Raw genomic sequence first — 24,085 nt, 5'->3', positions numbered from 1 at the left:
GGGATTCCACGGTAACACCATCCGGACCGTGAGCCGGCGTCGCACTCGCTGTCGGCGCATGTGGGGCCGGTGCCGGCCCTTGATCGACCCCACCCCGCGCGGGCGGGGTCAGCCGGCGGGGATCTCCGAGGACGCCGGGGTCGGCTGCGCGGGCACCCGCGCCCCGCGGGCCGTGACGGCGGCGCGCGGCCCGTCCGGCGCCTCCGTGCCGGCGGAGTCCGCGCCGTCCGGTCCGACCGGCTCCCCGGCCTCCCCGGGTCGCCGGCACCGTCACCGGCCGGGCCGCCGGCAGCCGGCCGACCACCACCCGCACCGTCGCCGGCCGGGGCTTCGCCGGCCGCGCCGCCCCTGGAGGATTTGTCCGGGCCGCCCGGTGGGACCGCGCCCGTCTCGCCGCCGCCACGCCCGCTGTCGGGCACCGTACGGTCGGTGGAGTGGTCGAGCACCCGTAGCGCCGCCAGGGCCGCCATCGGCACCACGAGCGCCGCCGCCGCGCCCGCCACGTCCAGCGCCGACCCGCCGAGGACACCGCCCAGCCCGACCGCCACGCCGGTGCCGGCCATCGCCGCCCGGATCGCCGGGTAGATGCCGAACAGCCGCAGCAGCCCGCCCCACGGCTGGAGCAGCGCGAGCCAGACCAGCGCGGCCCCGGCCAGGGCCAGCACTGTCAGCGGGCTGTTCACCAGCGTCTGGATGTTGGCGCTGCTGGACCGGTGCACGGTGAGCCCGCCGGTCCCGTCGCCCACAGCGGCCAGGAACCGGCCCAGGCTGCCCCGCTCGTCGGCCGGACGGCCGAGGTCGACCAGGGCGAAGCCGACGGTGACCGCCAGTGCGGCCATGGTGGCCCAGGCCAGCCGGCTCACGGTGAGCCAGCCGCCGCCGCAGATCGCGGCCGCGACGCTCACCCCGGCGGTGAGCGCGATCGCGCCGATCGAGTCGGCGCCCAGGTACGGGCTGCCCACGACCACCACGGCCAGCCCGCCGACAGTCACCATCACCATCGGCCGCCAGCCCTTGCGGAACCGCTGGGCGAGCCAGCCGCCGCACAGCAGCGCCCCGGCGATGAACACGCCCAGCCCGACGGTGCCGAGCCCGGCGTACCGGCCGCCCTCCAGCGCCGAGTAGCCGACCACGCCGTTGAGCTGCAACCGGGAGCCGGTGAGCACGTCCACGCCGACGACGAGCGTGGCCAGCCCGGCGACCGCGCCGAGCGGGCCGAGCGTGCGCTCGTGCCCCGGGCTGAACCGGACCAGGGCGGTGCCGCCGACGATCAGCAGCGCGGTCACCGAGGCGTACCAGAGCCCGGCGTGGTCCCCGCGCCACCAGGGCACGGCGTCGGCGAGCAGCGCCGCGGGCACGGCGAGCGCGGCGGCGATCAGCATCAGCTCCACCACGGCGACGATGCGCGGGGACACCGGCTCCGGCCCGTGCGGGCCGGCGAGGCGGCGGGCGCGGCGCAGCAGCGGCAGCACCGCCACCGCGAGGGCCAGCTGCGCGGCGGCCAGCAGCGTGAAGAACCAGCCGGCGACGCGGCGCTGGGCGGCGGCCTCCCGGTCCGCGTCGGCCGGTGCCTCGATCGCGGCCCGCAGGTCGTCCGGCCGGTCGTCGACGGTCACCGCGGGCCGCCCGAGGAACGCCCGTTCCGGCATCGGCTTGTCGAGCACGGCGAGGACCGTCGGGGCCAGGTCGATCAGTTGCAGGTAGCCGGACCGGGCGGTGCTGGGCGAGGTCAGCCAGCCGCCCTCCCAGCCCGGTCCGTCGGCGATCGCGACGTGCAGCCGCGCCGGGGATTCGGTGTCGGACACGCCCGCGACGAGCACCAGCGAGCGCGGTGGCCGGGCGGCGAGCACCCGGGCCAGCCGGGCGTCGGCCTGCCGTGCCTGCGCGGCCCGTGCCGCCGGGTCGTCGTCGTCGACGGTGCCGACGTCGACGATGCTCAGCACGCAGGAGCCGAGCAGTTCGGCCGGGTTCTCGGGGAGCGTGGGCGCGTACCTGTCGACCCGGCCGAACGGGCGGGCCGCGGCCACGGCGGCGCCCGGTCCGACCGCCACCGAGCAGCGCACCGACTCGGCCAGCGCGCCGGGCGTGGCACCCCAGGACAGCTGCTCCTGGTTGTGCACGACCGCGCTGGGCTGGTCGGGCAGGTTCGCGCCGATGCCGTCGGGCCGCTCGACAGTGACAGCGGTGGCCGGGCAGCCGCCGCCCGGGCGGGTGCCGGGCCAGGCGGCGAAGTTCCCCGCGCCGAGCGTGAGCCAGCCGTCGACCGGGCAGGTGGGGCGGTGCGCGGAACGTACCGAGAGGGACCCGATCGCACCCTGCTCGGCCATCCGCCACAGTGTCGGCGTGTTCTCCGGGTCGACGTCGTCCCATCGCAGGCCCGCCGCGCCGACGAGCACCACGTAGTCGGCGTTCGGACGGGACGCGCCGTCGTCCGGGCGGGCGGACAGCGCGGTGATGCCCAGCGCCACCACGACCAGGGTCAGCAGCACCGGGGTCAGTCTGCGCAGCATCAGCGGTTCCCGGTGGAGAGCTGGGGTGTCAGCTCGGCGTAGAGGCCGGCGAGCGCGGCCACGGTGTCCGCCTCGGTGGGCCAGGTCGCGGCCCGCGCCGTGCCGCGACGGGCCAGGTCGTCCCGGCGTACGGGGTCGTCGAGCAGGTCGCGCACCGCCGCGTCGATCGCGTCCACGTCGCCGGGCGGCACCAGCACGGCCGCGTCACCGACCAGGTCCGGCAGCCCGCCGACGGCGGTCGCGACGAGCGGTACGCCGGCCCGCAGCGCCTCCTGCGCGAACAGCTGGCGGGCCTCCCAGTCGCTCGTCACCACCGCCAGGTCGGCGCCGCCCAGCAGGTCCGCCACGTCGGTACGGTGCCCGAGCAGCGTCACCGGCGCGCGGGCGGCCGAGATCCGGGCGGCCAGCGGCAGGTACGCCGGACCGCTGCCGGCGATCACGACCAGCGGGGCGGGGGTGCGGGTCCGCCAGCGGGCGGCGGCGTCGATCAGCACGTCGTACCGCTTCTGCGGGTGCAGCCGGCCCACCGAGAGGATCAGCGGACGGTCGGCGGCCACGTCGAACTCGGCGCGTACCGCCGCGCGGCGGCGGCGCGGCGCGGGCAGCGCCGGCGCGGCGACCAGGGCCAGGCGGGCGTCGGCGGCGCCGAGCGCGGCGGCGCGGTCGACCAGGTCGGCGGAGGCGCCCAGGGCGACCCGCACGGACCGGGCGACGACCCGCTCGACCAGCCGGGACACCGCGCCGCGCAGGCCACCGGCGAGGACCGCGTTGTGCCAGGTGACCACGAGCGGCGCGGCGGGCCGGGCGAGCGCGGCGACCAGGCCGGCGCGCAGCCCGTGCGCGTGCACCACGTCGACCGGTGCGTCCGCGAGCGCCCGGCGCAGCGCGGTGACCGCGCGCGCGTCGCCCGGCGTGGGGCTGGCCGGGATCTCCACCGGCGTGAACCGCGCTCCGGCCCCGGTGAAGTCGAACTGTTCCTCGGTGGCGGCCGGGCCGCAGACCAGCACGGACGCGCCGGCCTCGGTCAGCCCCCGGCTGATCGAGCGGACGTGCTGCCCGACCCCGCCGGTGCTGGAGGCGAGAACCAGGGCCACCGACCCGGGCCAGCGCGGTGCCGGCGAGGCGTCCGTCATGAGGAAACGGTCTCCCTTCCGTCACCCCGCTCGCCGGGGTGCTGCTGCGCCGGCGGGCCGTCGTCCCCGCCGGCCGGGCGTCGCCGGCGCAGCCGGCGGGTCACGGTCGCGAGCAGCGGCCGCAGGTCGCGAGCGTCGGTCAGCCAGGCGACGGCGAGGAACAGGACACCGACCACGACCCCGGACAGCATGCCCTGCGCGAGGGCCCACGGTGTCGTCGGGGTGCCGTCACCGAGCCCGGCGAGTCCCGCCGCGACGGCCGCCCCGCCGGCTGCGGCGACGACGGCGGCGAGCAGCCCGGCGGCGCCGGCCCGGCCGGCCCCGGCCAGCGCCTCGCCGCCGGCGGCCCGCCGGACCGCGGCGAGCAGCAGCGCGCCGAGCAGCAGCATGCCGGCCGAGGTCGCCAGCGTCACCGCGAGCACCCGGTCGGCCAGCGGCGCCACCTGGGCGGCCACCACGGCCAGCGCGGGCACGCTGAGCCAGCCCAGCGCCGTGGCGACGGTGGCCGCGCGGGTCTCGCCCCGGGCGTACAGCGCGCGGGTGAGGACCGCGAACAGGCCGTAGCCGACCAGGCCGGGCGCGAACCCGGCGATCCCGGCCGCCGCGGTGCGCGCGTCCAGGGGGTCGGAGAAGAAGAAGTGCCCGACCGGGATCGCGGTGCCGACGAGCGCGGCGGCGCCGAGCAGGCTGAGCAGCACGACCCCGCGTACCGCCGGGGCCAGGGTCTGCCGGTAGGCGCGCTCGTCGCCGGTGGCCCGCGCCGCCACGAGCGTCGGGTACGCGGCCACCGCGAGCGGCACCGCCAGCACCGCCCAGGGCAGGAAGTAGACGGTCTGCGCGAGGTTGTAGACGCTGACGTCGGCGGTGCGGCCGTAGGTGACCTGGTTGAGCGCGACCACCAGGGCGATCTGCTGGGCGGCCACGGTGACCGCCCCGGCGACCACCAGACCGCCGACCCGGGCGCGGGCGTCGGCCGGGAAGCGGTAGCCCGGACGAATCCGCAGCCGCAGCCGGCGCACCGGGATCAGCAGCGACAGCGAGAGCACCACCACGCCGAGCGTGGTCCCGGCGGACAGCAGCAGCTCGCCGCCGCGACCGGCCTCCCCGATCGTGGCCAGCCGCCCCTCGGCAGCGGTGAACCCGAGGTAGACGGCGATAACCGTGACGCTGGACAGCAGCGGCGCGATCACCGGCCAGGCGAAGCGGCGGTGCGCCTGGAGCACGCCGGTCAGCACGATCCCCACGCCGTACAGCGGCAACTGCGGCGCGAACACCCGCAGCATCCGCGCGCCGGACGCCTGCTGGGCCTCGCTGAGACCGTTTCCGATCAGCCCCGGCAGCGGGTCGGCGAACACCGCCAGCAGCACCGCCAGCGGCACCAGCAGGCTCAGCGTCCAGGTCAGCAACGCGCCGGTGGTGGCGGCCACCGCGCGCCGGTCACCCGCCTCGACGGCGCCGGCCAGCAGCGGTACGACCAGACTGGCGAGCGCCCCGCCGGCGACGATCTCGAAGATGAAGTTCGGGACGTAGTTGGCCACCAGGTAGGCGCCGCCGAGATCGGTGGGGCCCAGCATCCAGGTGAACACGGCGGTACGGCCGAAGCCGGCGAGCCGGCTGAGCACGGTGAGGACGGCGATGAGGGCGGCCGCCCCGGCGACCCGGCCGGCGGCGGCGAGAGGAGCCGGTTTCGTCACGTCAGTCCGGGAGCCGGCCCAGCTCGTCGAGGTGCCGCAGCCCCGGAGTGGACGCGATGACCTGGGTGAAGCTGACCTTCTCGCTGGCCGCGGTGAGCGCGGCGAGCACGGCCAGCACACCGGCCCGGCCCAGCGGCCCGGTACGCGCGGCCAGGCTCACGCCGAGCAGCGCGCCGAGCGCGTTGGCGCCGCTGTCGCCGACCATCACCCGCTCACCGAGGTCGTCGCCGACCAGCGCGGCCGACGCTCCCACCGCGCCCGCCGCGACGCCGCCGTACGGGCCGGTGGTCAGCGGCGCGCCGAGCAGCATGCCGGACTTCAGCGCCCGGCCGGGCCGCAGGTCGAGCAGGTTGACCAGGTTGGCGGTGCCGGCCACCACGCCGGCGCCGAGCAGCACGTCGAGCCCTCGGCCGAACGCCCCGGCCCGCCGGCGGCGCGGGTGCGCGGCGACCCGCCGGTCGGCGGCGAGCAGCGCGGCGGCGCCCAGCCCGGCCACGCCCACCCCGGCGACCTTGACCATCCCGGCGGTGACCTGACCCTCGCGCAGCGCGGCGAGGTGCCCGGCGAACCCCTTGGCGGCCTTCTGCTCGGGGCGCGCGCCGACCACGTCGTCGTAGAGGCCGACAGCGCCCGCGCCGAGCCCGGCGACGAGTGCGGCGGCGCCGGCCGGGGCGCTACCGGCGCCGAGCGCGGCTCCGGTGGCCGCGCCGACGGCCAGGGCCGGACCGGCGGCCAGGGTCACGGTGCGGCCCCGGTAGTTGGTGCGCTCCAGCGCCGGCCCGCCCGGCGACGTGCGCGTCTGGCGCAGCACGTAGCGGGCGGCCAGCGCGCCCGCGCCCACGGCGAGCAGCCGACCCAGTCTCACGGGACCTCCTCGATCCGGACTTCGAACGCGACGCGGCACGGACCGGGCGGCCCGCAGGGTCACCGGGGCAGTGTAGGCACCCGGGAGGTGGCGTTGTCGCCCACGCCGTACTGGCCGGTCTTCTTGTCGGTGAGCTGCTGCGCCAGGGCGAGGCTGGTGCCCAGCTGGCCCTGCACGGTGTTGGCGTTGTCGACGGTCGAGATGGTCTGCGACAGCACCGGGTCGCCGCGGACCACGGAGACCAGGTTCCCGCCGGTCGAGCCCATGCCGGCGACCACGAGCGCGGCGGCCCGGTCGAACTGCTCGGCGATCTTCACCACCGACTCGTCCTTCTTCGCGGAGTCCTTGTCCACGTACGGCTGGCCGGTGACCATCACCACCGCCTCGGCGGCGGCGGAGATCTTGTCGGCCGGGGTGAGGTAACCGGCGGTGGCGTACTGCTCCAGCACGGCGCGCCGGTCGGCCTCGCTGACCGGCGGGCTTCCGGCCGGGCGGTCGACCAGGACGTTCGCCAGCAGGGCGCTGGAGGTCTCCACGCCGTGCCCGTTGCCGGGCAGGTTGCCGGTGGGGGCGCTGTTCGGCCGGGCCGCGGTGACCGCCAGTTCCAGCAGGTTGTTGTTGCTGTCCGGGTTGACGAACTTGTCCTGCACGTCGATGCGGCCGGTGACGTCGGCGCCGGCGGTCTGGAGCATCTTCACCACGCCGTCGGCCTGGTCCCGGCCGCTGGGCAGGGTGAGCACCAGCACCCGGCGGCCGGTCAGCTTGCCCGGCAGGACGAGCTGGGCCATCTCGGCGGCGAATTCCTCCTCGGTCTCCAGCTGCTTCTGCATGCTGTTGACCGACTGGCGCATCAACGAGTTGTCCTTGCGCAGGCCGTTGACGTTCTCCCGGAGCGAGTCGGCGACCGGGCCGTTGAGGGCGGCGGTGCCGACCACCAGACCGATCGCCAGTGCCAGGAACACCGCGGTCAGGGACACCACGTGGTAGCGAAAGTTGATCACGCTTGCAGCCTCTTGATCGTCGGGGAGCTAGAAGAGCTGGCCGAGCTGGAACACGAAATTGTCCCACCATTCGGAGACCACGCCCAGATACGCCTTCCCGACGGTGGAGACCGCCACCGCGGAGGCCATCGCGGCCACCGCCGACAGGACCAGCAGCAGCAGCGACGACCCGGAGATGCTCTGCCGGTAGAGCCGGCTGACGCCCTTGGCGTCGACCAGCTTGCCGCCCACCTTCAACCGGGTCAGGAACGTCGACGCCATGCCGCCGCGCCCCTTGTCGAGGAACTCCACCAGGGTGGCGTGGGTGCCGACGGCCACCAGCAGCGAGGCGCCCTTCTCGTCGGCGAGCAGCATGGCCAGGTCCTCGCTGGTGGCCGCCGCCGGGAAGGTGATCGCCGGTACGCCGAGCCCGTTGACCCGGGCCAGGCCCGGCGCCCGCCCGTCCGGGTAGGCGTGCACGATCACCTCGGCGCCGCAGCGCAGCACGTCGTCGGTGACCGAGTCCATGTCGCCGATGATCATGTCAGGCGTGTAGCCCGCCTCGACCAGCGCGTCGGCCCCGCCGTCGACGCCGATCAGCACCGGCTTGAACTCCCTGATGTACGGGCGCAGCACGTCCAGGTCGGCCTTGTAGTCGTAGCCGCGCACCACGATCAGGCAGTGCCGGCCCTGGATGTGGGTCTGGATCTCCGGTACGCCGACGCCGTCGAGCAGCAGGTCGCGTTCCTGCCGCAGGTAGTCCATCGTGTTGGCGGCGAACGCCTCCAACTGCACCGACAGGCCCTCCCGGGCGTCGGCCATCGACTTGGCCACGGTTTCGGCGTCCTGCAACGTGCCGTGCGCGACCGGCTCCTCGCCGGCGAAGACGGTGTTGCCCTCGATGCGGACCCGGTCGCCCTCGCGGACCTGCTCGAAGACGCTCTCGCCGAGATCGTCCAGCAGCGGGATGCCGGCCGAGATCAGCACCTCCGGGCCGAGGTTGGGATAGCGGCCGGAGACCGACGGCTTGGCGTTGAGCACCGCAGCCACACCCACCGCGACGAGCGAGTCGGCCGCCACCCGGTCCAGGTCGACGTGGTCGATGACCGCGATGTCGCCCGGCCGCAGCCGCCCGACCAGCCGTTTCGTCCGGCGGTCGAGGCGTGCGGTGCCGACGATGGAGCCCGGCTCCGGGTTCCGGCTCCGGCGCAGTATGGGTAGACGCATCGTGACCATCCTGGCATGTGAGGCAGGTTTTGCTGTCGCGACATGCCTGAGCAGGGCCGCCTACCCAGGGAAGCACACCGCAACGCGTGCCGGTGTGCTTGCGCTCACAATCGGGGTATCACGGACGCCTTTCCTTGGCCGCCACGGCCAGGAGTTCCTCGGCATGGGCGATACCCAGATCCGAGTCCGGCAAACCGGCGAGCATCCGGGCCAGTTCCCGGGCGCGTTCGGTGTCCTCCACCACGCGCACCCCGCTGGTGGTGACCGCTCCCCCGGTGTCCTTGGCCACCACCAGGTGCCGGTCGGCGAACGCGGCGACCTGCGGCAGGTGCGTGACCACCAGCACCTGGTGGCTGCGGGCCAGCCGGGCCAGCCGGCGGCCGATCTCCACCGCGGCCTGGCCGCCGACACCGGCGTCGACCTCGTCGAACACCAGCGTGGGCGGGCCGCCGGAACCGGCGAAGACCACCTCGATGGCGAGCATCACCCGGGACAGCTCGCCACCGGACGCGCCCTTCTGCAACGGCAGCGCCGGCGCGCCCGGGTGCGCCAGCAGCCGCAGCTCCACCTCGTCGGCGCCGTCCGCGCCGACGCCGGTCTCCACGCCGTTGACCGGCAGGCTCGGCTCGGAGCGGCCCGCCGGGCGCGGCAGCACCGCCACCTCGATGCGGGCGTGCGGCATGGCCAGCCCGGCCAGCTCGACGGTGACCTCCTCGGCGAAGCGGACCGCGGCCTCCCGGCGGGACGCCGACACCCGGCCGGCGAGGTCGGCCACCTCACCGGCGAGCCGGGTCGCCTCGCGGTCCAGCTCGTCCAGCAGCTCGTCAGAGGTGTCCAGATCGGACAGGCGGGTGCGGGCCCGCTCGGCCCACGCCACCACGCCGTCGACGTCGTCGGCGTACTTGCGGGTGAGCGCGCGCAGCGCGGCCCGCCGCTCGTAGACGGTCTGCAGGCGGGCCGGGTCGGCGTCCAGCGCGGCCAGGTAGGCCGACAGCTCCGCGGCCACGTCGGTGACCAGCGTGGCCGCCTCCTCCAGCCGGGCCGCCAGCTCGCCCAGCGCCGGGTCGGTGCCGGCCTGCGCCTCGAGCGTGCGCCGCGCGGTGCCCAGCAGCGCCGTCGCGTCCGGCGTCTCGTCGGTCACCTCGCCGCCGGCCACGCACTGCTGCGCCACCTGTGCGGCGGTGCGCAGCCCTTCGGCGTGTTCCAGCCGCTGCGCCTCGGCCTTCAGCTCGTCGTCCTCCCCCGGCTGCGGGTCGACCCGGGTGATCTCGTCCAGGCCCAGGCGCAGCAGGTCGGCCTCCTGGTTGCGCTCGCGGGCGTTGCGCCGCCGGTCGGCCAGGTCGTCGACGACGGTGCGCCACCGGGCGTACGTCTCGCGCAGCGCGTCGAGCAGCTTCTCGTGCTCCGGCCCGGCGAACCGGTCGAGCGAGGCGCGCTGCTCGGACGGGCGCAGCAGCCGCAGCTGGTCGGACTGGCCGTGCACGGCGAGCACCTGCTCGCCGACCTCGCCGAGCGTGGACACCGGCATGGACCGCCCGCCCAGGTGCGCGCGGGAGCGCCCCTCGATGGTCACGGTGCGGCTGAGCAGCAGCGAGCCGTCCTCGTCGGGTTCGCCACCGGCGTCGACGATGCGGGCGTGCACCGACTCGGCCACCCGGCCGCCCAGGCGCAGCCGGCCCTCCACCACGGCGCGGCCCGGCTGGGCGCGCACCCGGCCGGCGTCGGCGCGGCCGCCGAAGAGCAGGCCGAGGCCGGTCACCACCATGGTCTTGCCGGCGCCGGTCTCGCCGGTGATGACGTTCATCCCCGCGGCCAGCGGCAGCGTGGTGTCCTCGATGACGCCCAGTCCGGTGATGCGCAGCTCTTCCAGCACAGCACCCGACAGTAGCCCCGCCGTGTGACAGTTGACCAGCCGGCAGGTCGCGGCGCGGGCACCCGTACAGTTCAGCCCCGTGCTGGAGGAGATCGGCCTGACCTCGGACGAGGAGGAGCTCTACCGCAGCCTGGTGCGGGCGAACACGGCCCGGATCGGTGAACTCGCGCAGAGGCTGGGCCGGCCGCGCGCGGAGGTCGCCGCCCGGCTGGACACGTTGCGGGACAAGGGTCTTGTGCTGCCGACCGGGCCGGAGCCGGACGCCCCGCTGCGGCCGCTCGCGCCGGACGTGCCGCTCGGCGAGGCGCTGCTGCGCCGCCAGTCCGCGCTGGAGTCGGCCCGCGTCGCGGTCAGCCGGCTCGCCGAGGACTACCGGGCCGGGATGCGCCGCCACGACGCCGCGCACCTGGTCGAGGTGGTTACCGGCGCGCGGGCGCTGCGCGAACGGCTGCGCGAGCTGCAGAACGGCGCGCGCGAGGAGGTGCTCTGGTTCTGCCGGGCGAACCCGCTGGCGATGCCGGGACCGGAGAACGTCGAGGAGTTCGACGCGCTCGCCCGGGGCGTGCGCTACCGGGCCATCTACGAACGCGCGATGCTGCTGGAGCCGGGCGCGCTGGCCGACGTCGAGCGGGGCGTACGCGCCGGGGAGCAGGCCCGGGTGCTGGACCGGCTGCCGGTGCGACTGGCCGTCGTGGACGGTCGTACCGCGGTCTGCCCGCTGGTGCCCGACCGTGACGGCGGGGAGCCGACCGCCGCGGTGATCGGCCGCAGCCAACTGCTGGACGCGCTGGTCGCGCTCTTCGAGAGCCACTGGCTGATGGCGACGCCGCTCGGCCCCTCCGGCGACCGGGCCGCGACCGGCTACCAGCCCGACGGCGACGAGGTGCGGCTGCTGTCGCTGTTCGTGGCCGGGGTGCCGGACAAGTCGATCGCGTCACAGCTCGGGGTGAGCCGGCGTACCGTGCAGCGGCGGCTGGCCGACCTGATGGCCGCCGCCGGTGTGGACACCCGGCCCGGGCTGGCGTTCCAGGCCGCCCGGCGCGGCTGGATCTGACCGGGACCGGGGCGGGACGGCCCCAGGACCGCCCCGCCCCGGCGTCTCACCGCAGCCCGTACGCGTCGACCACGGTCTGCGTGACGGTGCTGCCGGCCCGGTCCCGCGCCGAGACGCGCAGCGACACCGTGCCGCGCCCGGCCGGCACCTCGGCGGTGAACCGGGTGCCGGAGCCGCGTACCGGCGCGTTGCGCCAGGTGCGTCCGCCGTCGAACGACACCTCCGCGCGTACCGTCGTGCCGGCCGGAGCGGGCAGGCCGGCGGGGTGGCGCAGCGTCAGCCCGACGGTGTGCTTCCGCCTGCCGGGCACCTCGCCGCGCAGGTCGGCCGGCACCCGGTAGTCGACCTGGAGCAGCGGCAGCGGCCGGGCCGCGTCACCGGCCGGGCGGGCCGAGGTGAACTCCCACGCGGTCTCGGTACGGGTGGCCCACCGCCACTGGGCCGACGACCGGGCCGTGGTCACGTCGAGGCGGTAGCGGGCCGGACCCGCGGTGGCCGGCACCGGCGCCCAGCCGGCGGAGAGGTCGGCGATCGGCTGCCCGTCCCGGCTGACCCGGCGGGTCACCGTGTCCTGCTCCTCCGACCGGTTGTCCACGCCGGCGTGGCCGTCGGCGTCGACGAACTCGGCCACCCGCAGGTCGAGCGTGTCGCCGGTCCGGCTCGGCCCGGCCGCGCCGGCCGGCACGGCGGGACGCACCAGCGGCGCGTGCCACGACTCGGTGGTCCGGTCGGTGGCCGCGTAGCGCCGGGGCCGGTCGGACAGGCCGCCGGTCAGCGTCCCCATGTTCGAGAACATCAGCCGGTGCAGCACCCGGTGCTGCCACCACGAGTCGCCGGAACTGACGTACTCCCGGCGGGTCGTCCCGGTACGCACCATCCGCTGGTCGTCGTTCCAGGAGAACTCCTGCCAGGGCCGCCACCCGAAGCGCTGCTCGGTGGCCCAGTCCAGCCCGCCGGTGTGGCCGTAGCGCGCGGTCACCTCGGCCGTGTTGGCGGCGGTGACCCGGTGGGTGATCCGCTCCGGCACCCGGCCCTTCGACACCTGGAACACGTCGTAGAGGTACGGGCTGTCCACGGTGAGCGTGAGATCCATCCGGGCCCGGCCGGTACGCGCCGCCGCCAGTAGCCGCTGCCCGTCGTCGTACGCCACCGCCAGCGCGGGCGCGGGCAGCCGGTCCCCGGTCGGACGCCACACCGTCCACGCGCTCTGGTCCGCCGGCCGGACGATCAGCACCGCCTTCGCGCCGGCTGCCGCCGCGGCGGCCACCTGCTCCTCCTCGGACCGGTCGGCGGACGTGGTGAGCAGCGCCGCCGCGCCCCGCATCCCGGCCAGCTCGCCCGGTGCGCCGGTGCCGGCGGCGACCAGGCGCAGCCGCTGCCGCCCGGCCGGGGCCGGTGACTGGCCCATCAGGTTGACGTCCAGCGCGCCGGACACGCCGCTGACGTCGATGTCGACCATCGGCGCGACGAGCTGCCAACGCGAGGAGAACTCGAACTCGCCGCGGCGCACCGGCCGGGTCGGCGTGACGTTGAGCTGCTGCACCGTGCTGAACGTCATCACGCCGTGGTCGACCTGCCGGCCGTTGCCGAACACCCGGTGCTGGTAGAAGCTGAGGATCGCCCGCTGCTCGGACGGTTTCGGCGTCTCGATCCGTACCGGCGTGCCGCGCCGCGGGTCGAGCACCACGGTCAGGTCCCGGTCCACGATCAGCTCCGGGTCGGTCACCAGGGTGAGCTGCTCGTCCAGCGGCGCGCCGTGCTCGATCAGCGCGTGCAGCAGGTACGGGCCCTCCTCCACCTGGACCTGCCACTCGTCGCCGCCGCCGAGCCAGCCCAGCGCGTCCGACTCCGGGTGCTCGCCGAACAGCGTCACCACCGGCGCCGGTCCGGGCCGCCCGGCCAGGTCCAGCGCGCGCAGCGTCACGGTGTGCTGCGGGCCGCTGAGCGTGAGCCCGACCGCGGTACGCACCGTCACGCCGTCCGCGCCGGTGGCCACCAGCCACCCGCCGTGCGGGCCCCGGTCCAGCCGGGCCGGGTCGGCGCGCAGCGGCACGTCCACGCCGCCGCCGGCCGGCACCGTCACCGTGGCGGCGTCGAGCGTCAGGCCGTCGGTATCGGCCGCGCCGCTGTCCAGGTTGCGCAGCTCCAGCGCCAGCCGCAGCGTCTGCGCGCCGGCCGTGCCGTTGACGTAGCGCACCGTCCGGGTCGCGGACGGGCCGCCGGTGGTCAGCCGGCCGAAGTCGGCGGTGGCCGTGCCGTACACCCGCTGGCGCAGCGCGCGGGCCACGTCGACCCGACCGGCGCCCTGCTCGAACACCGTCGCGCCGGTGCTCGGCCGGGTGGTGCTCACCAGCGCGTCCTTCAGTTGCGCGGCGGTCCACCCGGGGTGCTCCTGGACCAGGACGGCGGCGGCACCCGCGACGTGCGGCGTGGCCATCGAGGTGCCCGAGGCGCGGGTGTAGGCGTCGTCGACGGGCGTACCCATCGAGGTGCCGGCGGCGCGGGCCGCGACGATGCCGACGCCGGGCGCGGTGATCTCCGGCTTCAGGCCGTTGTCGCCCAGGCGCGGGCCGCGGCTGGAGAAGTCGGCGAGCACGTCGTCGCGGTCGACGGCGCCGACGGTGAGCGCGGCGGTGGCCGCGCCGGGCGCACCGACGCTGCGCGGCTCACCGTCGTTGCCGGCGGCGATGACGAACAGCGCGCCGGTTTCGGCGGTGAGGTCGTTCACTGCCTGGCTCATCGGGTCGGTGCCGTCGGTGGGCGCGCCGCCGAGGCTCATGCTGACCACCTTCGCGCCGGAGCGCGCGGCCCACTCCATGCCGGCGATGATGCCGGAGTCGTAGCCGGAGCCGGAGTCGTCGAGCACCTTGCCGACCAGCAGCCGCGCGCCCGGTGCGACGCCCTTGCGCAGCCCCGCGGAGCCCGCGCCGCTGCCGGCGACGGTGGCCGCCACATGGGTGCCGTGGCCGTGGCCGTCGCGGGCGCTGCCGCCGCCGGTGAAGTCGCGCGCCTCGGCGATGCGGCCGGCCAGGTCGGGGTGGCCGGCGTCCACACCGGTGTCGAGCACCGCGACCCGCACCCCGGCGCCGTCGCGGCCGGCCGACCACGCGGCCGGTGCACCGATCTGCGGGACGCTGTGCTCCAGCGCCACCCGGGCCCGCCCGTCGAGCCAGACGCGCTCCACGCCCGCGCCGAGCCGGACCGGTCCGGCGCCCTCGGCGCGCGCCTGCGGCGCCTCCCGCAGCGACGTCCACAGCGCGCCCAGGTCGTCCTTGCCGACGCGCAGCGCGGCGCCGTTGATGCTGGACAGCGGACGGGACTCGGCGGCGACGGCGAGCGGGCGCACCCGCCCGGAGGCCGGTTCCCGGTAGCGCACGATCAGCGGCAACTCCTCGAGGGCCGCGTCGCCGTAGCCCTGCTCGGCCAGTTCCTGCACGTCGAACAGGTCCGGGTCGAGTACGCCCGCCGACACGTACGGCACGACGTCGGCGGGCAGCACCCGCAGCCCGCCGTCGACCTGCGTGGTCTGGAAGACGATCCGGTCACGGCCCGGTCCGGGGTGGACCGTGGCAGCGACCCGGCCCGGCGCGGCCCGGACCAGCTCGACCCGGTCGCCGGTGATCAGTGTGATGCGGGCGGGCGGCGCGCCCGGGGCTGATGTGCCCGGGGACGGGCCGGCAGGCGGGGCGGGCGGGACGGCGGACGCCGGTACGGCGAGCCCGACCACAAGCGCCCCGGCCGCGCCGGCGGCGAGCCAGCGGGGGAACCGGTGCATGTGACGCTCCTCTACTCCGAGGCCGGCCTCGTGGGGCCGGCGATCGGAGTCTGCGACGGCGTCCGCCACCCGGTCACCGGGTACGGGCCGCCGCACCGGCGACATGTCGCCAGGTGGACACGAGCACGACGCAGTGGAGGCCGGGACGCCGGAGAGCGCATCGCCCAGCTCGCGTGCCGCCGCTTCCTCCGGCGGCGGCCCTGCGACCTGTCGGCCCGGCCGGGGTCGACACCCGACCGGACGCGGCGTGCCGGTCCGCCCGCCGCGGCCGGCTTCGACGCTCCGGCGTCCCGACCGTCGCGGCCCCGACCACCCCCTGGCCGAGCCCGCGACAGGTGGGCCGCATCCGGGAAGCGGCGGGCCTCACCGCCGCGCCCGGACTCACCTCATCGCGGCCCGTACGCCCACCGTAACGCGCGCCGGCGCCGGGACCGGTGGGCCGAACGGAGATTTTCGCTGAGCCGCTGGTCAGCGACGGTTGCCCCGCCAGCCCTGGACGGGTAGGTCGAACTTGGCCACCAGCCGGTCGGTGAACGGACGGGCCCGCAGCCGCACGATGCGCACCGGCAGCGTGCCGCGGCGCACCGTGACCCTGGCGCCGGGCGGCAGGTCGTAGACGCGCCGCCCGTCGCAGCAGAGCACGGCCAGGGTGGTGAACGGGTCGACGGTGATGACGAACGTCGACGTGGGCGCGGTAACCAGCGGGCGGCTGAACAACGCGTGCGCGCTGATCGGCACCAGCAGCAGCGCCTCCACCTCGGGCCAGACCACCGGCCCGCCGCCGGAGAACGCGTACGCCGTCGAGCCGGTCGGGGTCGCGCAGATCACGCCGTCGCAGCCGTACCGGGACAGCGGCCGGCCGTCCACGTCGACGAGCAGCTCCAGCATCTGGGCGCGTTCGCCCTTCTCCACGCTGATCTCGTTGAGCGCCCACGACTCGATGGTCGGCCCGCCCTCGAACTCGGCGGTGACGTCGAGGGTGAGCCGTTCGTCCACCGTGTAGTTGCGGTCGACGACGTCACGCACGGCGGTGTCCAGGTCGTCGATCTCCGCCTCGGCGAGGAAGCCGACCTTGCCCAGGTTGATGCCGAGCAGCGGCACCTTGGTCGGGCGGGCCAGCTCGGCGGCGCGCAGGAACGTGCCGTCCCCGCCGAGCGCGAAGACGATCTCGGCGCCCTCGGCGGCCTCCGGGCCGGTCACCGGCACCACGCCCGGCAGGTCCAGGTCGTCGGCCTCCTCGGCCACCACCCGTACCTCGAACCCGGCGGCGATCAGGTCGGCGGCCACCGCGCGAGCGTGCTCGGTGCTGCGTCGACGGCCGGTGTGCGTGACCAGCAGCGCGGTACGGCTCACCCGGACACCTCCTCGGTCGTGGCCGCCGTCGCGGCGGCGCCCTGCGGGCCGGCGGCCACCACCGCGCGGACCCGCTCCGGATCCGCGGCGGGCGCGTCCCCGCGCAACCATACGAAGAACTCGACGTTGCCGCTCGGCCCGGGCAGCGGGCTGGCCGCCACGTCGGCGAGGCCGAGACCGAGCCCGGCGGCCGCCGCGGCCACGTCGAGCACCGCCTCGGCGCGCAGCGCCGGGTCGCGGACCACGCCGCCGGCGCCGACCCGCTCCTTGCCGACCTCGAACTGCGGCTTGACCATCAGCGCCAGGTCGCCGCCGGGCCCGGTGCACGCGGCCAGCGCGGGCAGCACCAGCCGCAGCGAGATGAACGACAGGTCGGCCACCGTCAGGTCGACCGGGCCGCCGATCGCCTCCGGCGTGAGGGTACGCACGTTCGTGCGCTCGAACACCCGCACCCGCTCGTCGGTCCGCAACGACCAGGCGAGCTGCCCGTAGCCGACGTCCACGGCGACCACCTCGGCGGCGCCGCCGCGCAGCAGCACGTCGGTGAACCCACCTGTCGACGCCCCGGCGTCCAGGCAGCGCCGGCCGGTGACGGTCAGCCCGCCGGGGGCGAACGCGGCGAGCGCGCCGGCCAGCTTGTGGCCGCCCCGGGAGACGTACTCGTCGGCCGGGTCCTCGCCGGTGACCAGCAGCGGATCGGCCGGGTCGACCATCGCCGCCGGCTTGCGCGCCCGCACTCCGCGCAGCTGGACGCGACCGGCCTCCACGAGCGCGGCGGCCTGCTCCCGGGAGCGGGCCAGCCCGCGCCGGACGAGTTCGGCGTCCAGCCGGGTACGACGAGCCATCAGGTGTGTCTCCGCCTCTACTCAGGCCTGGTCGATGGTGGCGAGGGTCTCGCGCAGCGTCTCGTACGCCGCCTCGTACTGGGCGATCTGGTCGGCCGGGGCGAGCGCCTCGGCGTTGGCCATGCCGAGCACCGCCGCGTCCACCGCCGGGTGGCTCGCCTCGCCGACCTCCTCGACCGGCGCGGGCCGTACCCCCGGGGGCGGTCCGGGCCGCGGACCCGGCGGCGGGCCGGGCCGGGGCGCGGTCACGAGCCGGCCGCCCGGCGCCCGGTGGCCTTCTTCGCCGGCGCGGATTCCGGGGTACGGGAGACCGTGGCCGGTGGCTTCTTCGCGATCGCCTTCTTGGCCACCGTCTTCTTCGCCACCGCCTTCGTCGGCGTCGTGGCTGGGGCCTTCGCGGGTGTCGTGGCCGGGGCGTCCGGCAGCGTGGCAGAGGCCGCCTCTGCCGGGGACGGCTCCGGCGTGGACGGCCCAGCCCCGGACGACTCGGGCCCGGACGGCTCAGTGGCGCCCGGTTCGAGAGGACCCCTCGCCTCGCGCAGCTGCCGCTCCAGGTCATGCACCCGGCGGGTCAGCTCGGCGACCTCGTCGGCGGTGGCCAGGCCGACCGCGCCGAGCGCCCGGTCCACCTCGAAGCGGACCAGCTTGGTCAGCGACTCCCGGTTCGCCAGGCCGGTCGCGACCAGTTCCTCGGCGAGCGTCTGGAGCTGGGCGGCCGTCGCGCCGCCCTGGCCGACGACGCGCATGACCGCGTCCTGTGCCTTCTTCCGGGGCGCCTCCGTCAGGCCCATGGCCAGCTCGAGGTAGGCGCGCCACGCGTCCTGCATGCCTGAGTCCTTCCGCGGGGCGAGGTGTGCAGGTGCCACGCTACCGGGCACCCCGGACGCCCCATTGCGGTACGGTGCCGGGAACGGCGTGGTTCGTGGTGAGGAGACGATGTGGCCAGCGTGGACGAGTGCCGGCAGGCGTTGCACGATCTGGCCGCGCGGCTGGACCGCAACGCCGAGGCGCAGGGCCGCATCGACCTCGACCGCACCCTGGCCTGCCGGATCACCGACCTCGGCACCGCGTTCCACGGGCGCCTGGAGGGCGGCCGGCTGGTCGACCTGGCCGACGGCGACGACCCGAAGGCGAAGATCGCGCTGAGCACCGGCAGCGACGACCTCGTCGCGCTGGTGAACGGCCGGCTCGACGTCATGTCGGCGGTGGCCTCCCGGCGGGTCTCGATCAAGGCGAACCCGTTCGACCTGATGAAGCTCCGCAAGCTGCTCTGAGCGGCCCGGCGCCTCAGTCGTCGAGCCCGAACGCGGCGAGGGCCTCCTGCGCCGCCGGTGACTGCGCCCGTACGCGCGGCCCGGCCGCCGTCGACCAGGCAGCCGCGCAGAGCGCGGCGAGCGCGTCCAGGGGCGGTCCCGCGCCGTCGAGCACCAGGTCCGCGCCGGCCTCCGTCACCGACCAGCCGCCGTCGGTCGCCCGGCCCGGCACCGCCACCACCGCGGCCGGGTCGAACAGCCCCGCCAGGTCGAACGAGACGTACGCGGGGCGGCGCTCCTCGGGTGCGGCCAGCAGCTCGGCGGCGTCACTGACCCCGGTGAGCACCAGCAGGCTGTCCAGCCCGGCCCGGCGGGCCCCCTCGATGTCGGTGTCCAGCCGGTCACCCACCACGAGCGTGCGCCCGGTCCCGGCCCGCCGCGCGGCGGTGGTGAACAGCGCCGGCTCCGGCTTGCCCACCACCACGTCGGGGTCGCGGCCGAGCGCGGTCCGCAGCACCGCGACGAGCGAGCCGTTGCCCGGTAGCGGACCGCGCGGGCTGGGCAGCGTGCGGTCGGTGTTCGTGGCGTACCAGGGTGCGCCCGCGCGGACCGCCAGGGACGCCTCGGCCAGGTCGGACCAGCCGACCTGCGGGCCGTAGCCCTGGGCCACCGCGGCGGGCTCCTCGTCAACCGTGGACACCGGCCGCAGGCCCACCGCCCGCAGCTCGGCGCGCAACGCCTCCGCGCCGACCACGAGCACCGGCGCGCCCTCGGGCAGCCGGTCCCGGAGCAGTTCGGCGGTGGCAGCCGCGGAGGTGAGCACCTCCGCCGGCTGCGCCGGGACGCCCATGCCGGTGAGCAGGTCGGCCACCTCGCTGGAGCGGCGGGAGGCGTTGTTCGTCGCGTACGCGACCGCGCGTCCCTCGGCGTGCAGCCGGCCGACCGCCTCGACCGCGCCGGGGATGGGCCGGTCGATCAGGTAGATGACGCCGTCGAGGTCGAAGACCACGAGCGAGTACGCGTCGACGAGCCGCCCCGCCCCGGCGCGGTCGGGTTCGCCCCGATCCGCGCCGGAGGCGGTGTCACCGGCGTACCCGGTCATCTGCGCTCCGCCGCCTCGCCCTCACCGGCCGCGGCGCCACCCGGCGCGGGCCGGTCGCCGTCGGCCTCGTCCGCGGTGGTGACCTGGTCGGCCGGGGTGGCCGCAGCCGGCTCCCCGGTCTCGGCGGCAGTCGTGACCGCGGCGGCCGGGGTGTCGGCGGCGATCGAGCCGGCCTCGTCGTCGACCAGGTCGTCGTCGTCGCCGCTCAGCCGGTCGTCGTCGTCGTCATCGTCGTCGTCATCGTCGTCGTCATCGTCGTCGTCATCGTCGTCGTCATCGTCGTCGTCATCGCCCTCGGCCGACGCCTCGGACGTGTCCGCGTCGTCCTCCGGCTCGTCGTCGCCCTCGATGACCACGCCGTCCAGTTCCAGCAGCCGCTCGGCGGCGTCGGTCTCCCCCTCGGAGTCGACGTCGGCGGCCCGGGAGAACCACTCCCGCGCCTCCTCGCGACGGTCCACCGCCAGCAGGGCGTCCGCGTACGCGTAGCGCAGCCGCGCCGCCCACGGCTCGGTCGAGTCGCCGGTCAGCTCGCGCACCTGGAGCATCGCCACCGCGGCGTCCTTCTGCCCGAGGTCACCGCGCGCCCCGGCGGCCACGATCAGCAGCTCGACCGCGACGGCCTGGTCGAGCTTGTCCCGGTCCGCGCCGCGGAACAGGTCGATCGCCCGCTCGGGACGGCCCAGCGCACGCTCACAGTCGGCCAGTACCGCCAGGTGGCTCTGCAGGCCGCTCATCCGGTGGTACGTCCGCAGCTCGGCGATGGCCGTCTGCCACTCGCCCGCGTGGTACGCGGCCAGCCCGACAGCCTCCCGCACGGCGGCGATCCGCGAGGCGAGCCGGCGGGCCGCCATGGCGTGCGCCAGCGCCAGCGCCGGGTCCTCGTCGATCAGCAGGCCGGTCGCGACCAGGTGCCGGGCGACCGTCTCCGCCACCGGCTTGGCGAGGGAGAGAAGCTCCGCCCGGACGGCCGAGTCGAGGTCGCTCGCGACGACGTCGTCGGGCAGCTCCGGCGCCTCGCCGGTACGCCCCTCGCCACGCTCGTCCTGGCGCTCCCGCTGCGGGCCGTAGCTGCCGCGGCGGTCGTCACCGCCCGGCCGGTCACCGTAGCCGCGGCGCTCACCGTCCCGCTCGCCCCGGAAGCCACCCGGCCGCCGGTCGTCACGTCGGTCGTCGCGCCGGAAGCCACGGTCGCGGTCGCCGCCGCGGAACCCGCCGTCGCGGCGCTCACCGCCGGCGTAGCCCTCCCGGCGGTCGCCGCCCTGGTAGCCGCCCTCGCGACGGTCGCCACCACGGAAGCCACCCTCACGGGCGCCGCCTTCACGACGATCCCCACCACGGAAGCCACCGTCACGGTCACCGCCTTCACGACGATCCCCGCCGCGGAAGCCGCCCTCGCGACGGTCACCGCCCCGGAAGCCACCGTCACGGTCGCCCCCGCGGAAGCCGCCTTCACGCCGGTCTCCACCACGGAAGCCACCCTCACGGGCGCCGCCTTCACGACGATCCCCACCACGGAAACCACCCTCGCGACGGTCGCCGCCCCGGAAACCACCCTCGCGACGGTCGCCACCACGGAAGCCACCGTCGCGGCGCTCACCGCCGGCGTAGCCCTCCCGGCGGTCGCCGCCCTGGTAGCCGCCCTCGCGACGGTCCCCACCACGGAAACCGCCCTCGCGACGGTCACCACCGGCGAAGCCGCCTTCACGACGGTCACCACCGCGGAACCCGCCTTCACGGCGGTCGCCACCACGGAAGCCACTGTCCCGGGTGCCGCCTTCACGACGATCCCCGCCACGGAAACCGCCCTCGCGGCGGTCGCCGCCCCGGAAGCCGCCCTCACGGTCACCACCGCGGAAACCGCCTTCGCGACGGTCACCGCCCGGACGGCTTCCGCTCCGGAAGCCACCCTCACGGTCACCACCGCGGAAGCCACCCTCGCGGGCCCCGCCTTCGCGACGGTCTCCACCGCGGAAACCGCCCTCGCGGCGGTCGCCGCCCTGGTAGCCGCCTTCGCGACGGTCACCACCACGGAAACCGGCTTCGCGACGATCGCCGCCGCGGAACCCGCCCTCACGACGCTCGCCGCCCCGGAAGCCGCCGTCACGCTCACCGCCGCGGAACCCGCCTTCACGACGGTCACCGCCCGGACGGCTTCCGCTCCGGAAGCCACCCTCACGGTCGCCACCACGGAAGCCGCCTTCACGACGGTCACCGCCGCCGAAGCCGCCTTCACGACGGTCACCACCACGGAAGCCACCCTCGCGGCGGTCGCCACCACGGAAACCGCCCTCACGACGGTCGCCTCCGCGGGCGCCGCTGTCGCGGTCGCCACCACGGAAGCCGCCCGGGCGGTCGTCGCGGCCGCCCCGGTACGAGGGACGGTCATCGCGACGGCCGTCGCGGCCGGCGTCACCACGCCCCTGGCCACGGTCGGCGCGATCCTCGTAACGACGGGGGCGGTCCCCGCCCTGGGGTCCTGAGCTCACAGGTACATCCTTCCTGATGGCGTTTCCGCCGAGAACGCTAACGCAGTCGAGGGCCGCCCCTGCTGGGGCGGCCCTCGACTGGAAGTTTGTCCGGCGGTGTCCTACTCTCCCACACCCTCCCGAGTGCAGTACCATCGGCGCTGGAGGGCTTAGCTTCCGGGTTCGGAATGTTACCGGGCGTTTCCCCTCCGCCATGACCGCCGTAACTCTATGAACATGTCAACCAACCCTGGTGGGTGGTGGTTTGTTCAGAGTTGCACAGTGGACGCGTAGCAGCTTGGTAGTCAAGTCCTCGGCCTATTAGTACCGGTCAACTGAACCCGTTACCGGGCTTACATTTCCGGCCTATCAACCCAGTCGTCTAGCTGGGGGCCTTACCCCACAATGTGGGTGGGATACCTCATCTTGAAGCGAGCTTCCCGCTTAGATGCTTTCAGCGGTTATCCCTTCCGAACGTAGCTAACCAGCCGTGCCCCTGGCGGGACAACTGGCACACCAGAGGTTCGTCCGTCCCGGTCCTCTCGTACTAGGGACAGCCCTTCTCAAGTATCCTACGCGCACGGCGGATAGGGACCGAACTGTCTCACGACGTTCTAAACCCAGCTCGCGTACCGCTTTAATGGGCGAACAGCCCAACCCTTGGGACCTGCTACAGCCCCAGGATGCGACGAGCCGACATCGAGGTGCCAAACCATCCCGTCGATATGGACTCTTGGGGAAGATCAGCCTGTTATCCCCGGGGTACCTTTTATCCGTTGAGCGACACCGCTTCCACATGCCAGTGCCGGATCACTAGTCCCGACTTTCGTCCCTGCTCGACCTGTCAGTCTCACAGTCAAGCTCCCTTGTGCACTTGCACTCAACACCTGATTGCCAACCAGGCTGAGGGAACCTTTGGGCGCCTCCGTTACCCTTTAGGAGGCAACCGCCCCAGTTAAACTACCCACCAGACACTGTCCCTGAACCGGATAACGGTCCGAAGTTAGATACCCAAATCAACCAGAGTGGTATTTCAAGATTGCCTCCACCCATACTGGCGTATGGACTTCACCGGCTCCCACCTATCCTACACAAGCTAATTCAGATACCAATGTCAAGCTATAGTAAAGGTCCCGGGGTCTTTCCGTCCTGCCGCGCGTAACGAGCATCTTTACTCGTAATGCAATTTCGCCGGGCCTGTGGTTGAGACAGTGGGGAAGTCGTTACGCCATTCGTGCAGGTCGGAACTTACCCGACAAGGAATTTCGCTACCTTAGGATGGTTATAGTTACCACCGCCGTTTACTGGCGCTTAAGTTCTCCGCTTCGCCCCGAAGAGCTAACAGGTCCCCTTAACGTTCCAGCACCGGGCAGGCGTCAGTCCATATACATCGAATTACTTCTTCGCATGGACCTGTGTTTTTAGTAAACAGTCGCTTCCCCCTGCTCTCTGCGGCCATACAACGCTCCACCCGCGCGGGGCTTCACGTCTCCGGCCCCCCTTCTCCCTAAGTTACGGGGGCAATTTGCCGAGTTCCTTAACCACAGTTCGCCCGATCGCCTCGGTATTCTCTACCTGACCACCTGTGTCGGTTTGGGGTACGGGCCGCTAAGAACTCGCTAGAGGCTTTTCTCGGCAGCATAGGATCACTGACTTCACCTGAATCGGCTCGGCATCACGTCTCAGCCCTAGTGGTGTGCGGATTTGCCTACACACCGGCCTACACGCTTACCCCGGCACAACCACCGGCCGGGCTCAGCTACCTTCCTGCGTCACCCCATCGCTTGACTACTACCCGCCAGGTTCCCACGCTCCCCACCATTGGTCCGAAGACCGCCGGCGGTTCGGGTGGTTAGCACAACGAGGTTCGTCAGGGTCGCTCTTTCGCGGGTACGGGAATATCAACCCGTTGTCCATCGACTACGCCTCTCGGCCTCGCCTTAGGTCCCGACTCAC

The 24,085-nt window shown here is 74.7% G+C and carries 16 protein-coding genes, 2 rRNA genes and 1 pseudogene (1 of these 19 cut by a window edge); 3 read left to right on the top strand and 16 right to left on the bottom strand.

All coding sequences use genetic code 11. From position 1 onward, the window contains the following. Window positions 1-170: 170 nt before the first annotated feature. The 7 genes and pseudogenes from ACQP26_RS12290 to recN form a co-directional block, all read right to left on the bottom strand. Window positions 171-2,510 (bottom strand): annotated as a pseudogene (locus ACQP26_RS12290) (hypothetical protein); the annotation flags it as partial. Next, complete coding sequence (locus tag ACQP26_RS12285; protein WP_433495770.1) at window positions 2,510-3,643, bottom strand: glycosyltransferase family 4 protein; 1,134 nt, start codon at window positions 3,641-3,643, stop codon at window positions 2,510-2,512. The gene ACQP26_RS12285 and the pseudogene ACQP26_RS12290, both read right to left, overlap by 1 nt. Next, window positions 3,640-5,337, bottom strand: a complete 1,698-nt coding sequence (gene murJ, locus ACQP26_RS12280) for a murein biosynthesis integral membrane protein MurJ (protein WP_433495769.1) — start codon at window positions 5,335-5,337, stop codon at window positions 3,640-3,642. The genes ACQP26_RS12285 and murJ overlap by 4 nt, the downstream gene beginning before the upstream one ends. 1 nt (window position 5,338) lies before the next feature. Next, on the bottom strand, window positions 5,339-6,202 hold the full coding sequence (locus ACQP26_RS12275; RefSeq protein ID WP_047894135.1) for a hypothetical protein: 864 nt from the start codon (window positions 6,200-6,202) through the stop codon (window positions 5,339-5,341). Window positions 6,203-6,261: 59 nt separating this feature from the next. Then, a complete protein-coding gene (locus ACQP26_RS12270) occupies window positions 6,262-7,203 on the bottom strand; it encodes a copper transporter (protein WP_433495768.1) in 942 nt (313 codons plus the stop codon). A 27-nt stretch (window positions 7,204-7,230) separates the two neighbouring features. Then, entirely contained in the window at window positions 7,231-8,409 is a 1,179-nt protein-coding gene (gene steA, locus ACQP26_RS12265) for a putative cytokinetic ring protein SteA (RefSeq protein ID WP_269700385.1), read from the bottom strand. Between the two features lie 118 nt (window positions 8,410-8,527). Next, the gene (gene recN, locus ACQP26_RS12260; RefSeq protein ID WP_269700387.1) at window positions 8,528-10,282 is read right to left on the bottom strand and encodes a DNA repair protein RecN; all 1,755 of its coding nucleotides are present in this window, start codon (window positions 10,280-10,282) and stop codon (window positions 8,528-8,530) included. A 79-nt stretch (window positions 10,283-10,361) separates the two neighbouring features. Here recN and ACQP26_RS12255 point away from each other — a divergent pair, with 79 nt between their 5' ends. Then, window positions 10,362-11,336 (top strand): helix-turn-helix domain-containing protein, encoded by a 975-nt coding sequence (locus ACQP26_RS12255; RefSeq protein ID WP_433495767.1) that lies wholly within the window; start codon window positions 10,362-10,364, stop codon window positions 11,334-11,336. 46 nt (window positions 11,337-11,382) lie between these two features. On the opposite strand, the gene ACQP26_RS12250 is transcribed toward ACQP26_RS12255, so the two are convergent. The 5 genes from ACQP26_RS12250 to ACQP26_RS12230 form a co-directional block, all read right to left on the bottom strand. Then, window positions 11,383-15,111: a S8 family serine peptidase gene (locus tag ACQP26_RS12250; RefSeq protein WP_433495766.1), complete on the bottom strand. Its 3,729-nt coding sequence runs from the start codon at window positions 15,109-15,111 to the stop codon at window positions 11,383-11,385. A 468-nt stretch (window positions 15,112-15,579) separates the two neighbouring features. Continuing rightward, a complete protein-coding gene (locus ACQP26_RS12245; protein WP_120570454.1) occupies window positions 15,580-16,464 on the bottom strand; it encodes an NAD kinase in 885 nt (294 codons plus the stop codon). Further along, complete coding sequence (locus ACQP26_RS12240) at window positions 16,461-17,309, bottom strand: TlyA family RNA methyltransferase (protein WP_269700394.1); 849 nt, start codon at window positions 17,307-17,309, stop codon at window positions 16,461-16,463. The genes ACQP26_RS12245 and ACQP26_RS12240 overlap by 4 nt, the downstream gene beginning before the upstream one ends. 21 nt (window positions 17,310-17,330) lie before the next feature. Continuing rightward, window positions 17,331-17,558: a hypothetical protein gene (locus tag ACQP26_RS12235; RefSeq protein WP_194799848.1), complete on the bottom strand. Its 228-nt coding sequence runs from the start codon at window positions 17,556-17,558 to the stop codon at window positions 17,331-17,333. After that, a complete protein-coding gene (locus ACQP26_RS12230; RefSeq protein WP_269700397.1) occupies window positions 17,555-18,136 on the bottom strand; it encodes a phasin family protein in 582 nt (193 codons plus the stop codon). The genes ACQP26_RS12235 and ACQP26_RS12230 overlap by 4 nt, the downstream gene beginning before the upstream one ends. A gap of 111 nt (window positions 18,137-18,247) precedes the next feature. Here ACQP26_RS12230 and ACQP26_RS12225 point away from each other — a divergent pair, with 111 nt between their 5' ends. After that, entirely contained in the window at window positions 18,248-18,583 is a 336-nt protein-coding gene (locus ACQP26_RS12225) for an SCP2 sterol-binding domain-containing protein (RefSeq protein ID WP_269700399.1), read from the top strand. Between the two features lie 13 nt (window positions 18,584-18,596). On the opposite strand, the gene ACQP26_RS12220 is transcribed toward ACQP26_RS12225, so the two are convergent. After that, window positions 18,597-19,664: an HAD-IIA family hydrolase gene (locus tag ACQP26_RS12220; RefSeq protein WP_433495765.1), complete on the bottom strand. Its 1,068-nt coding sequence runs from the start codon at window positions 19,662-19,664 to the stop codon at window positions 18,597-18,599. After that, window positions 19,661-20,596 carry a Replicase polyprotein 1ab gene (locus ACQP26_RS12215; protein WP_433495764.1) on the bottom strand — a complete coding sequence of 312 codons (936 nt, stop codon included), beginning with the start codon at window positions 20,594-20,596 and terminating at the stop codon, window positions 19,661-19,663. Before ACQP26_RS12215 ends, ACQP26_RS12220 begins: the two co-directional genes overlap by 4 nt. Here ACQP26_RS12215 and ACQP26_RS12210 point away from each other — a divergent pair. Then, on the top strand, window positions 20,573-22,144 hold the full coding sequence (locus tag ACQP26_RS12210) for a hypothetical protein (protein WP_433495763.1): 1,572 nt from the start codon (window positions 20,573-20,575) through the stop codon (window positions 22,142-22,144). The two genes, ACQP26_RS12215 and ACQP26_RS12210, sit on opposite strands and share 24 nt — an antisense overlap. A gap of 94 nt (window positions 22,145-22,238) precedes the next feature. Here the strand turns inward: ACQP26_RS12210 and rrf are convergent. After that, window positions 22,239-22,355: ribosomal RNA gene (gene rrf / locus ACQP26_RS12205) — 5S ribosomal RNA — on the bottom strand. Between the two features lie 75 nt (window positions 22,356-22,430). Further along, a 23S ribosomal RNA gene (locus ACQP26_RS12200) occupies window positions 22,431-24,085 on the bottom strand; it runs 1,455 nt beyond the window's last position.

Origin of the sequence: Micromonospora sp. CA-248089 (assembly GCF_050948515.1) — a bacterium.
GTDB lineage: Bacteria > Actinomycetota > Actinomycetes > Mycobacteriales > Micromonosporaceae > Micromonospora.
Note: the sequence above shows the minus strand (reverse complement) of the source record. Positions and strands in the feature narration are given on the sequence as shown.